Source organism: Sphingopyxis sp. NJF-3 (assembly GCF_053514865.1).
The window spans coordinates 122,094-135,047 of record NZ_CM130726.1 but is presented as its reverse complement, the minus strand read 5'-3'; the positions used below and the strand labels follow the sequence as shown (position 1 = coordinate 135,047).

Genomic DNA, 12,954 nt, shown 5'->3' with positions numbered 1-12,954 from the left:
ATTTCCTCTCGTGCAGCGCCGCCAGAGGACGGTCCGTTCCGCAACCAGCGAGCCGGACTTGTCATCCGGCCCGCTCATCCTGTCAGAACTTGTAGGTGATGCCCGCCATGAAGTTGCGGCCATAATTCTGATAGTCGCGAATCTGGCGTGGATCGTTGTTGTAATAGGTCACGAACGGCTCGTTCGTCAGGTTCGACGCCTGGAGCAGGATGCCCAGCCCTTCGAGCGTGCCGCTCTGGAAGGTATAGCCGATCTGCGCGTCGACCACGAACTCGCTCTTCGCCATCACCTTGTCGCGAACGAGGCTGAGCCCCGAAACCTCGGCGAGGAACTTGGAGCGATAGCGGCCCGACACGCGCGCCTGGAAACCCGCCTTTTCGAAATAGGCGGTCCCGTTCACGACCCAGCGCGACAGGCCGGGCATGGCGATCGGGTCGGCGGCGCCTTCGCGGACGCGGCTCTTGGTATAGGAACCGCTGGCCAGCACGCCGAACCCGTCGAGCGCGCTGGAGAAGGTCGCGAAGGGCAGCGAAAGCGAGGCTTCGGCACCATAGAGATGGCCGCCGTTCCCGTTCCGCCATTGCTTGGCGATGCCCTGATAGGTCGCGACTGTTCCGCCGTCCGGAACCTCGAAACCGGTGAAATCGAACGCGTCATTCTGGCGATAGATGTAGTTTTCGAGATATTTGTAGAAGCCGCCCAGCGACACATAGGCGCCCTGGCCGAAATATTTCTCGACCGCGACATCGACCGAGTCGGCCATCAGCGGCCGCAGCTTGGCATTGCCGAGGTCGAGCGACCAGGGCGAGGCGTCGATGTCGGTGTTGTTGCGCTTCGACGAATCGAAATTGACGCCGCCACCCGGCTTCAGCTGATCCATCCGCGCCCGCGCCAGCATGCGCGCCGCGCCGAAGCGCAGGAAGCTGTTGTCGGCGAATTCGACCGTCAGGTTCAGGCTGGGCAGGATTTCGGTATATTTGACGCCGTCGGTCACCGGCGTCGACTGGGTCTGTCCATTCACGACCTGCGCATAGAAGCTCGACGCCGACTGGTCGGTGTGGACGATCTGGACGCCGACATTGCCGCGAACCGGCGTGCCGCCGGCATCGGCATCGAAATTGGCCTGGACGAAGCCGGTCAGCACCTTTTCACGAACCGTATAGTCGTTGAAGATGCGTCCCGGGGTCCAGCCGGCTTCGTCGGTCAGCGTATAATTGCCATCGTTGTAATAGCGCCAGCTGTCGAACGCGACCATGCCGGGGATTCCGATGAAATCGAGCGAGATCGGGTCGAAGAGATAGTCGGAGGGCACCGCGGTATTGGCCGGATAATCGTTGCTGGTCAGCACGAAGCCGCGGTCGTCGAGGCTCTTCTTGCGATCCGAATAATTGGCGCCGACGCGCAGGCTGCTGAACGCGCCGTCGAGTTCCTGCGTCGCCTGCAGGCGCAGCGATTTCAGCTCATCCTTGATCTTCGGGGTATTGACGAAACCGTCCTGGCAGTTGGGCACCGCGCCGCCGCAGCTGTTCCAGCCTTGCGGATCGGTGATCACGAACAAATTGGGGTCGGCATAGTCGAGCGAGGGATCGAGGATGATGCCGCCGTTCGGGCGCAATTCGAACCCCAGCGCGGTTTCGCGCGCGCCGACCCCCGCTCCGCGCCCGGTGCCGAGGTAGATCTCCAGATTCTCCTCGGTCTTCTTGAGCCGCGAATAGCCGAGATCGAGTTCGAGGGTCAGCTTTTCACTGGGCTTGAACTGGCTGTTCCAGCCGCCGGCGATGATCGTCGAATCGCGATGGACGACGTCGTTGCGCATCACCGCCTCGGTTCCCGACCAGGTGCCCTTGGTCACCAGCCCGTTTTCGATGGTGAAGCCGGGCAGCAGCGTCGAATTGCCCCACGCCAGGGGAAGCTCGATACCGCGCAGGCGCTGGACGTCCTTGAACTTCGACCAATAGCCGTCGATCGTCGTGTGGAACCTGTCGCTGGGCTCCCATTCGACGACGGCCATCACGCCGTCGCGCTTCAATTCGTTCGATTTCACATAGGGCTTGGCGCCGCCGATCAGGAAGGCGGTGTTGGTGCCGTCGGTCAGCTCGGGATAGCCCCAGGCGTTGAACCGCTCCTCGGCGGTCGGCGACTGCATGCGCGCATAGCCGATCGCCCAGCCGAGCGTGCCGTCGGCATTCTGGTCGATATAGGAGATGTTGGCGCGATAGCCCTTGTCCGAAATATCGGGGTTGAGCTTGCCGAGGTCGTTCATCTCGAAACGGGCGCCGACGGCGATGGCGCGCTTGCCATAGGCGAGCGGGCGCACCGTCCGCATGTCGATCGTGCCGCCGAGCGCCTGCCCGATCAGCGAGGCGTCGGGGGTCTTGTAGACGATCGCGCCATTCAGGAGCTCGGACGGATATTGGTCGAGCTCGACGCCGCGATTGTTGCTCGCCGACACCTGTTCGCGGCCATTGAGCAGGGTCGTGGTGAAATCGGGCGCGAGGCCGCGGATCGACACGACATTGGCGCGGCCGTCGAGGCGCTGCGTCGCAAGGCCGGGAAGGCGCGACAGCGATTCTGCGATCGACAGGTCGGGCAGCTTGCCGATATCCTCGGCCGAGACGACCTCGACGATCGAGGTGTTTTCCTTCTTCGCCTGGACCGAATTGTTGATCGCGCCGCGAATGCCGGTGACGACGATCTCGCCGTCCACGGCGGCCCCGGCGTCGTCGACGGGAGCGGTGCCCGCATCCTGCGCCATCGCGGCGCCCGGCAGGATGACGGTCAAGGCAAGGCCGAGCGCGATGGCGCTGGCACCGCGGCGGAATGTGGTCGGCATGGTCATGAATAGGCTCCCCTGGCTCGGACGGGCGGTCTTGCCGCGCATCGGTCCGGGGACGGCGTTGCGTCCGCCAGGCTCCTCTCCGACACGCGGGTGTTCCCGTCTTCGCCCCGCAATTGAAGCCAATCGGCGGCGGCGACCATAGGGTATACGTATACGCATATTATGCAGCAGCGGCGCTTGGTGCCAAAATGTCACAGCCCGCTTCGCGCCGCGCGGGCGCCGGATGCGAGGCCTTGCGCGGCGCCCGGCACCCGCTAGATTCGGCGCGCGCGCAGCCTTGGGGAAGGCCGCGGGGCAGGAGAGGAACATGGGGCGGCAGCCCTCGTCCAAGCCGACGTCGTTCGATATCGCCTATCTGGCGGGCGTGTCGCAGCCGACGGTGTCGCGCGCGCTGCGCGGCAGCAAATCGGTCAGCGCCGCGACCCGCGCCAACATCGAGCGCATCGCGCGCGAGCTCAACTATACGGTCGACAAGAACGCCTCGAGCCTGCGCTCGCAGCGCACCCACACGCTCGCACTGCTCTTCTTCGAGGATCCGACCCCCGACGAATCGATGATCAACCCCTTCTTCCTGTCGATGCTGGGGTCGATCACGCGGCAATGCGCGCTGAGGGGCTACGACCTGCTCATCAGTTTCCAGCAGATGCACAACGACTGGCACGTCGCCTATCAGGACAGCCACCGATCGGACGGCATCATCCTCCTGGGCTATGGCGACTATCAGCTCTACCGCGCAAAGCTCGAGCATCTGGTCGAGATGGGGACCAAATTCGTGCGCTGGGGATCGGTGTCGGACGACAGCATCGGGTTGACCGTCGGGTCGGACAATGTCGGCGCGGGCGAGGCGGCGGGCGCGCATCTGATCGCAATCGGGCGGCGGCGCATCGCCTTCCTCGGCGACGCGTCGGATCATGCGCCCGAATTCCAGGACCGCTACACCGGGCTCTGCCGCGCGATGGCGGCGGCGGGACTGACCGCCGATCCGGTGCTTCAGCAGGACGCCGTCTCCTCCGAGGAATCGGGCTATGCCGCCGCGAAGGCGCTGCTCGCGCGCGGGCAGCCGTTCGATGCGATCTTCGCGGGCAGCGACCTGATCGCGATTGGCGCGATGCGCGCCCTCGCCGAAGCGAAGCTCCGCTGCCCGCAGGACGTCGCGCTGATCGGCTTCGACGATATCCCCGCCGCCAGCCAGACCTCGCCGACGCTGACCACGGTGATGCAGGACATGAAGGGCGCGGGCGAACTGCTCGTCGACGCGCTCCTCCGCCGCATCGACGGCAAAGCGGCCGACCGCACCATGCTGCCCGCCCGGCTGATCAAGCGGCAGAGCACGGCGGTCTAGGAAAGTCCCGCACCCGCTTTGGGGTGAGTTGCCGCCATACCCCACCTTCGTCATTCCCGCGAAAGCGGGAACCCAGAGCGTGCGTCGGCTGATTCCACACTGGGTTCCCGCTTTCGCGGGAATGACGCGTTAGTGATATGCCAAGCGTCGATTTGGCCGGAAGCCGACCTCCCACGTATTCGTATACGTAACCCGCCGCGCTTGCTCTCTCCCCTCCACGCTGCGACACCCTCACCCGACGAGAGCCGGCGAGCGGCCACAAGGGGAGAGACGCAATGGACAAGCCGCGGCAGGGCCTCGCCGGCCTGTGGAACATCAGCTTCGGCTTTCTCGGCCTCCAGATCGGCTTCGCGCTGCAGAACGCCAATATGAGCCGTATCTTCCAGTCGCTCGGCGAGGATCTCGACCGGCTGCCCGGCCTGTGGGCCGCGGCGCCGCTGACCGGGCTGCTCGTCCAGCCCATCGTCGGTCATATGAGCGACCGGACCTGGTTCGGCCGCCTCGGCCGCCGGCGCCCTTACTTTCTCGCCGGGGCGATCCTCGCGGCGATCGCGCTGTTCGTCATGCCCGAAAGCCCCGCGGTCTGGTTCGCGGCGGGGATGCTGTGGATTCTCGATGCCTCGCTCAACATCTCGATGGAGCCGTTCCGCGCCTTCGTCGGCGACATGCTGCGCAAGGACCAGCACAGCGCCGGCTATGCGGTGCAGACCGCCTTTATCGGCGTCGGCGCGGTCGTCGGCTCACTCCTTCCGGCGGCCATGGAGGCGCTCGGCGCGGCCAATGTCGCGCCGCTGGGACAGATTCCCGACACGGTGCGCTACGCCTTCTGGGCCGGCGGGGTCGCGCTGTTCCTCGCGGTGCTGTGGACCGTCGTCACCACGGGCGAATACAGCCCCGAACAGATGGCGGCGTTCGAGGCCGCACGCGCCGAGGAAGCGGCACCCGCGCAGCGCGCGCTCGCCTCGCGCGGCTATGGCGCGAGTCTCGCCTGGATCGCGGGCGGCCTCATCGTCGCGTTCGTCCAGATGCGCTTCGCGCTGCTGCGCGAGATCTTGCTGCTCGGCGCGCTGCTCGCGGGCTACGGCCTCGCCTCGATGCTCGCGATCGCGTTCGCGCGCCGCGGCAACACGGCCAATATGCTGTCGAGCATCGTCGGCGATTTCGCGGGCATGCCCGCGCTGATGAAGCGGCTCGCGCTCGTCCAGTTCTTCAGCTGGTCGGCGTTGTTCATCATGTGGATCAACACGACGCCGATCGTCACCCAATATCATTTCCATTCCACCGACCCCGCCACGGCCGCCTATCAGGACGGCGCCAACTGGGTCGGCGAGCTGTTCGCGATCTACAACGGTGTCGCGGCGGTCGCGGCGCTGACGCTGCTGCCGTGGCTCGCGGCGCGGATCGGCGCGGCGCGCACCCATATCGTCGGGCTGCTGTGCGGCGCGATCGGCTATGCGAGCGTCTTCGTGCTGCGCGATCCGACCCAGCTCATCCTCAGCGAAATCTTCATCGGCATCTTCTGGGCCTCGGTGCTCGCCATGCCCTATGCGATTCTCGCTTCCAGCCTGCCGCAGGCGAAGCTCGGCATCTATATGGGGCTGTTCAACGTCTTCGTCGTGGTGCCGCAATTGCTCGTCGCGACGGTGATGGGACAGGTGATGCAGGCCTTTTTCCCCGGCGAGCCGATCTGGACGATGGCCTTCGCGGCGGCGACGCTAATCCTCGCCGCCGCCGCGATGGCGCGTGTCGTGCCGCTGGTTCCGGCCAGCAAGCCGGCTTCCTAGGACCAGCCGCCCGCCAGCGCGCGGAACAGCGCGATCTGGCGGCGCGAGATCGCAGCGTCCTGCGCCGCGAGCGCCGCTTCGGCCTCGGCGGCGGTGCGTTCGGCGTCGAGCCAGGCGAGCGAGTCCGCGGCGCCCTCCTCGCGCTGGGCGCGCACGATCCGCGCCGCCTTCGCCGACTGCTCGCGCGCCGCGCGGAGCGCCTGCCGCTGTTCGAGCGCGCGCGCATAGCCGGAGAGCGCGGTTTCGGTTTCCTCCAGCGCGCGCAGCACCGTGCCGTCGAAGCGCGCGAGCGATGCCTGCGTCTCGGCCTCGGCCGCCGCGATGCGCGCCCGCGCCGGCTCCTGATTGGGGAAAGCCCAGTTGATCAGCGGCCCCAGCAGCCAGCGCAGCGGCCCGCCGCCGAAAATGTCGCCGAAGCCGGTGCCCGTCGACCCGACCGATCCGCCGAGCGTGATGCGCGGATAAAGGTCGGCGGTCGCGACCCCGATCCGCGCCGTGTCGGCGGCGAGGCGACGCTCGGCGGCGCGGACGTCGGGGCGACGCTTCAAAAGCGCCGCCCCGTCACCGACCGGGATGGGATCGGTGATCTCGAGGCTGATATTGCGGTCGGCTGCGATGGCGGGCAACGCCGCGGGCGCGCGGCCGGTCAGCGTCGCGAGACGGAACAAGGCCGCCTGCCGCTCGGCCTCGAGCGCCGGAATGTCGGCGGCACGCTGGTCGCGCAGCGTCGTGATCCGCGCGAGATCGAGCCCGGTCGCCAGCCCCGCCTCCTTGCGCCGCCCGGTCAGCATCACCTGCCGGTCGAGCAGGCGGGCGATATGCCGCGCGACGTCGAGCCGCGCGGCGCCCGAGGCGGCGTCGGCATAGGCGAGCGTCGTGTCGGACACGACCATCACGCGCACCGCCTCGGCATCGGCTTCGGCCGCCGCGACGTCGCCGCGCGCCGCCTCGACCGATCGCGCGACGCGGCCGAACAAGTCGACCTCATAGGCGATGTTCAGCCCGGCATCGACCGACCAGTCTTCGCGGGGTCCGCCCGGCAGGCGCTGCCCTTCCGGGCTGCGGCCATAGTCGGCGCCGGCGGCGACCCCGGTCTGCGGCAGCCGGTCGCCGCGCGCGCCGCGCAGCGCGGCGCGCGCCTTGGCGATGTTGGCGACCGCGACGCGGACGTCGCTATTGGCCTTCAGCGCATCGCCGACCAGCCCATCAAGCACCGGGTCGTCATAGAGACGCCACCAGTCGGCCGCGACCGGATCGAGGCTGACGGCGCCGCTGTCCGCCGCCACGAACGTACCGGTCGCGGCGGGGGCCGACGCCGATTGCGGCGCCCTGTAATCGGGGCCGACCGCGCAGGCGGCGAGCGTGAGCGCCGAAGCGGCGGTGAGGATAGTGCGGAGCATCATCATCTTTCTCCTTATTCCGCCGGGACCGGCGCGAGCGCGCCATGATCGCCGGACCCGCGCTGGCGGCGCTGCGCCAGCCGCTCGCCGAGCGCGCGGCAGACGACGTAGAAGGTCGGGGTGAAGACGAGGCCGAACGCCGTCACGCCGAGCATGCCGAAGAACACCGCGGTGCCGAGCGCCTGCCGGAGCTCCGCCCCCGCCCCGCTCGCGACCAGCAGCGGCACCGCGCCGAGGATGAAGGCGAAGCTCGTCATCAGGATCGGGCGCAGGCGGTCGCGCGCGGCGCGCACCGCCGCCTCGATGGGGGACAGCCCGTCCTGCTCCTCGGCCTGGCGGGCGAATTCGACGATCAGGATCGCGTTCTTCGCCGCGAGCGCGATCAGGACGACGAGCCCGATCTGCGTCAGGACATTATTGTCCATGCCGCGCAGATTGACCCCGATCATCGCCGCGAGCAGGCACATCGGCACGATCAGGATGATCGCGAGCGGCAAGGTCAGGCTCTCATATTGCGCCGCGAGCACCAGGAAGACGAAGACCACCGCGAGCGCGAAGACGATGCCCGCGGTGTTCGCCGCCGCCTTCTGCTGGAAGGCGATGCCCGTCCACTCGGTGCCATAGCCCGCGGGCAGTGCCGTGCTCGCCAGCTTCTCCATCGTCGTCAGCGAAGCGCCCGATGACGATCCCGGCGCGGTGTCGCCATCGACCTCGACCGCGGGGAAGAGGTTGTAGCGCGTGACGCGGTAGGGACCCGTGCGATCCTCGAAATTGGCGACCGATCCGATCGGCACCATTGCCCCCGAGTTGGACCGGGTGCGAAGATTCGCGATGTCGGCGACCGTCTGGCGATAGGGCGCGTCGGCCTGCGCGGTGACGCGGTAGGTGCGCCCCAGCAGGTTGAAGTCGTTGACGAAGGCCGAGCCAAGATAGACCTGCAGCGCTTCGAACACGCGGTCGGGCGGGACGCCGAGCGCGTTCGCCTTGGCGCGGTCGATGTCGGCGAAGACGCGCGGGTTGGTGGGGTCGAAGAAGGTGAAGACATTGGCGAGGCCCTGCGTCCGGTTCGCCTTGCCGATCAGGCCACCCGCTTCCTTCGCCAGCTCGGCATAGCCGTGCCCGTCGCGATCCTGCACGATCATCCGGTAGCCGCCCGCCGAACCGATCCCCTGGATCAGCGGCGGCGGAATGATCACGATCTGCGCCTCGGTGATGTCGGCGGTGCGCTTCTGCGCCTCGCCCATGATGTCCTGCAGCGTGACGCCCAGCTTCTTGCGCTCCTCGAACGATTTAAGCGGGAAATAGGCGGCGGCCGAATTGGGGGCCAGTGTCTGCGACGGACCGTCGAAGCCCGCGAGCATCACCGACCCCAATACCCCGTCGACCGGCAGCACGCGCGCCGCGACCTTCTGCAGCACCGCGTCGGTGCGTTCGACCGAGGCGCCCGAGGGCAGCTTGGCGACGACGAGGAAATAGCCCTGGTCCTGCGCCGGGATGAACCCCGTCGGCGTCGCCCAGAACAGCGCGACGGTCGCCGCGATCAACCCGGCATAGGTCGCCATCACCTTCTTCGGCGCGCGCACCAGCCGCGCGGTGAGCGCCGCATAGGCGTCGCCCATTCGTTCGAAGCCGCGGTTGAATGCATCGCCGGCGCGGCGGACCATCCGCATGCCGCGCCCCTCGTTCGCGGGCGCCGCGTGCGGCCGCAGCAGGATCGCCGCGAGCGCGGGCGACAAGGTGAGCGAAAGGACAAGCGAGATGATCGTCGCGGTCGAGATGGTCACCGCGAACTGCTGGTAGAAGGCGCCCGACAGTCCGGTGAGGAACAGCGTCGGCACGAATACCGCGCAGAGCACGAGCACGATTGCCACCAGCGCCGCCGACACCTCGTCCATCGACGTCCGCGCGGCCTCCAACGCGCTCATCCCCTTTTCGAGATTGCGCTCGACATTCTCGACGACGACGATCGCGTCGTCGACGACGATCCCGATCGCGAGCACCATGCCGAACAGCGAGAGGTTGTTGAGGCTGTAGCCGAGCGCGGCGAGCACCGCGAAGGTGCCGACCAGCGACACGGGGATCGCGAGCACCGGGATGATCGCCGCGCGCCACTTCTGGAGGAAGACCAGAATGACGATGACGACGAGCACCACCGCTTCGAACAAGGTGTCCATCACCGCGTCGATCGACTGGGCGATGAATTCGGTGGGGTTGTAGATGACGCGATATTCGAGCCCCTTGGGAAAGCTCTTCGACGCCGCCTGCATCTCGGCCTCGACTGCCTGCGCGGCGGCGAGCGCATTCGATCCGGGGCGCTGGAAGGTCGCGAGGATGACCGTCGGATCGCCCGACAGATAGGTATTCGAATTATAATCCGACGCGCCGAGCTCGACGCGCGCGACGTCGGCGACACGGACCTGCCGCCCGTCGGCATCGCTACGGATGACGATATTGGCGAAATCCTTGGGATCGGTCAGCCGGCCCTGCGTTTCGACGTTGAGCTGGAAATCGCTGCCATTGGCATAGGGCGGCTGGCCGAGCGAGCCGGCGGCAACCTGCACATTCTCGCGGCGCAGCGCGGCGACGATCTCGCCGGCGGTCAGGTCGAGCGCGGCGGCGCGGCCGGGGTCGATCCACACGCGCATCGCATAGTCGCGGTTGCCGAACAGCCGCACGTCGCCGACGCCGTCGATGCGGCTGAGGCGATCGCGCAGCTGGGTCAGCGCGTAATTGGAGATGTAAGCGCGATCGAGCGACTTGTCGGGCGATACGAGGTTCACGATCAACAGGAAATCGGGCGAGGTCTTGCGCGTCACGACGCCGAGCCGCTGCACCGTCTCGGGCAGCCGCGGGGTCGCGATCGCGACGCGGTTCTGCACCAGCACCTGCGCGGCATCGAGGTCGGTGCCGATCGCGAAGGTCACGGTGATCGTGACGACGCCGTCGCCGGTCGACTGGCTGCTCATATAGAGCATGTTCTCGACCCCGTTGATCTCCTGCTCGATCGGCGCCGCCACCGTGTCGGCGACGGTTTCGGCCGAGGCGCCGGGATAGCTCGCCGTGACGGTGACCGTCGGCGGGACGATGTCGGGATATTGCGAGACGGGCAGGCCGACATAGGCCACCGCCCCGACGATGGTGATGATCACCGCGAGGACCGCCGCGAAGATCGGCCGGTCGATGAAGAAACGCGATAGGCGCATGGGAGAGCCCCTGTTCTATGAGTAATTCAACCTCCCCCTCCCGCGGGCGGGAGGGGAGAAAGGTCATTTCGCGAAGGTCGCCTGCGCCGACAGCGGCTCGCTTGCCGACGCGATCGCCTTCTCGGGCTCCGCGGCGATGCGGCCCGCCTTGGTGAAGGCCTTCTCGCCCGGCCGCGCGAACTGATATCCGGTGATCACGACGCGGTCGGCCGCGGCCAGCCCCGCGCGGATCACGCGCAGCCCGTCGACCTCGGGCCCGATCTCGACCGGCTTTGCGGCGACGGTGCCGTCCCGGCCGACGACATAGACAATCTTGCGCGCCTGGTCGGTCTGCACCGCGGCGGCGGGGACGAGCAGCGCGCGGGTCGTCTCGCCGGTCGCGAGCCGCATGTTGCCGAACATGCCTGGGGTCAGGAACATCTCCGGGTTGGCGAAGCGAGCGCGGGCGCGGATCGTTCCCGAGCGCGGGTCGAGCCCATTATCGGTGAAGTCGAGTTGACCCTTCCAGCGATAATCGCCTTCGTCCTGCAGCCGCACCTCGACCGCCGCGCCCTTGCCGGTACCGTCGCGCTTGGTCTTGAGGAACAGCGCTTCGGAGCCCTGGAAGGTGAAGTAGATCGGGTCCATCGCGTTGATCGTGGTGAGCAAGGTGCCGCCGGCATCGCCCGCCGACACGAGATTGCCGGGGTCGATCATCCGGTCGGAGATGCGCCCGCTCTGCGGCGCGCGCACGGTGGTGAATTCGACGTCGAGCGCGCGCACCGCGATGCGCGCCTCGGCTCCGGCGAGCGCCGCCGACGCCGCGCGGACGCGGGCGCGCAGCCGGTCGATCTCGCTCTCCGACACCGCCTCGACGTCGACGAGCCGGCCGGCGCGCTCGAGTTCGAGCCTCGCCAGCGCAAGGTCGCTGCGCGCGCTTGCCGCGGCGGCGCGCGCCTCGGCGAGCGCGGCGCGATAGGGGCGCGGATCGATGGTGAAAAGCGGCTGGCCCTTGCGGACGATCTGGCCGTCGGTGAAATGCACGGCGGTGATCGCGCCCGAGACGCGCGGGCGCACCTCGACCGATCGGCTCGCCTCGAAGCGGCCGATATATTCGTCCCACAAGGTCACCTCGCGCGACAGCGGCGGCGCGACAGTCAGCACCGGCGGCGGCGCGGCGGCGGCCTGCGGCGCGCCGTCGCGCAGCACCCACCAGGCCCCGGTCACGATCACCAGCAACGCCGCGATCCACAGGGCGCGGCGGCGCCGGTGGGGGTGGAGGAGGTCGGCGAGTTCGCGCCGGACTTTGGCATCGGCGGGGTCGATTTTCTCGATCGGAGTGTGGACGGTCATGGCTGGGCCTTTTCTCTGGTCGGTCGCTGCGCGCGGAGCGCAAAAGGGGCCGGCGCCGGAAGCATGGCCGCCGGCCCTAGGGAGTCACGAAAGGGTCGTCAGAGAGCGGCCGCAGCCGCCCTCCCTGGAAGGGCCTACGCGCGCGGCGCGGGCATCTGGTCTGTCATTGGTCTGTTATCGAAAACGCCGAAGCGGGATGCTCAGGGGCGCGGCCGCCGCAGAGGGGACATGCGGCGGCCGGCCGGGGGGAGAAGTCTGTGTCGTTCAGGCATGGCGGCACTCCTTCGGCAAACGCGAAGCGAACGCCGATCCGGGGAGAGGGAATGTCTTATGTACTAAACGGTATATAAGTAGAAATGCGCCGCGTCAAGACCATTCTATACCGGGCGGTAAAAATTTTCTGTCAGCGCCCCGGCCAGAGCTTTAGGCTGGTCTCGACCAGCCGCTCGAGCTCGGCGCGCGTCGCGCCCGCGCCCGCCTGGACGGCGAGCCCCTGGTTGATCGCGGTCAGCAGCGCGGCGAGGCCTTCTGGGTCGACGTCGGCCGGCAGGTCGCCCTCCTCCTTCGCGCGCGCGAAACGGTCGAGCATCGCGCGCTTCGCTGCGGCGCTGCGTTCGAGCACCGCCTCGCGGATGCCCTCGGCCTCCGACCCGCAGGCGACCGAACTGATCACGCCGAGGCAGCCGTGCGGATTGTCGGGGCAGGTCTGCATCTCGAGCGCGCCGCGCATCAGCCGCTCGGCGACTCCGCGCGCGGTGGGCGCTTCGAGCGCCTCGCGCATGTAATCGAGCTTTTCGCGCTCATAGAGGTCGAGCGCCTTGTTGAAGAGCGCCTCCTTGTTGCCGAAGGCGGCGTAGAGGCTCGGCTTGGTGATCCCCATCGCATCGGTGAGGTCGGCCATCGACGCGCCCTCATAGCCCTTGCTCCAGAAGACGCGCAGCGCCGCCGCGAGCGCAGCATCGACGCAGAATTCGCGCGGGCGGCCCTTGGGAGCGGGAGGAGCTTCGACTTCCATAACGTCCGGTATATATGTGCCGGCGCACCGCTTGTCCAG

At 67.9% G+C, this 12,954-nt stretch carries 7 protein-coding genes; 2 read left to right on the top strand and 5 right to left on the bottom strand.

The window, feature by feature from the left end; genetic code table 11:
• Nucleotides 1–82 precede the first annotated feature (82 nt).
• Nucleotides 83–2,839, bottom strand: coding sequence for a TonB-dependent receptor (locus tag ACOTSS_RS00615; RefSeq protein WP_448689638.1), 2,757 nt, complete (start codon nucleotides 2,837–2,839; stop codon nucleotides 83–85).
• Nucleotides 2,840–3,146: 307 nt separating this feature from the next.
• Between ACOTSS_RS00615 and ACOTSS_RS00610 the strand changes: the two genes are divergently transcribed.
• Together ACOTSS_RS00610 and ACOTSS_RS00605 are read left to right on the top strand one after the other, a co-directional pair.
• Nucleotides 3,147–4,181 (top strand): LacI family DNA-binding transcriptional regulator, encoded by a 1,035-nt coding sequence (locus ACOTSS_RS00610; RefSeq protein ID WP_448689637.1) that lies wholly within the window; start codon nucleotides 3,147–3,149, stop codon nucleotides 4,179–4,181.
• A 275-nt stretch (nucleotides 4,182–4,456) separates the two neighbouring features.
• Nucleotides 4,457–5,965, top strand: coding sequence for an MFS transporter (locus ACOTSS_RS00605; RefSeq protein WP_448689636.1), 1,509 nt, complete (start codon nucleotides 4,457–4,459; stop codon nucleotides 5,963–5,965).
• Here the strand turns inward: ACOTSS_RS00605 and ACOTSS_RS00600 are convergent.
• From ACOTSS_RS00600 to ACOTSS_RS00585, 4 genes are all read right to left on the bottom strand, one after another.
• Nucleotides 5,962–7,368 carry an efflux transporter outer membrane subunit gene (locus ACOTSS_RS00600; RefSeq protein WP_448689635.1) on the bottom strand — a complete coding sequence of 469 codons (1,407 nt, stop codon included), beginning with the start codon at nucleotides 7,366–7,368 and terminating at the stop codon, nucleotides 5,962–5,964. The genes ACOTSS_RS00605 and ACOTSS_RS00600 overlap by 4 nt on opposite strands.
• An 11-nt stretch (nucleotides 7,369–7,379) precedes the next feature.
• A complete protein-coding gene (locus ACOTSS_RS00595) occupies nucleotides 7,380–10,568 on the bottom strand; it encodes an efflux RND transporter permease subunit (RefSeq protein ID WP_448689634.1) in 3,189 nt (1,062 codons plus the stop codon).
• A gap of 63 nt (nucleotides 10,569–10,631) precedes the next feature.
• Entirely contained in the window at nucleotides 10,632–11,900 is a 1,269-nt protein-coding gene (locus ACOTSS_RS00590) for an efflux RND transporter periplasmic adaptor subunit (protein WP_448689633.1), read from the bottom strand.
• Nucleotides 11,901–12,303: 403 nt separating this feature from the next.
• On the bottom strand, nucleotides 12,304–12,915 hold the full coding sequence (locus tag ACOTSS_RS00585) for a TetR/AcrR family transcriptional regulator (RefSeq protein WP_448689632.1): 612 nt from the start codon (nucleotides 12,913–12,915) through the stop codon (nucleotides 12,304–12,306).
• Between the last annotated feature and the right edge of the window lie 39 nt (nucleotides 12,916–12,954).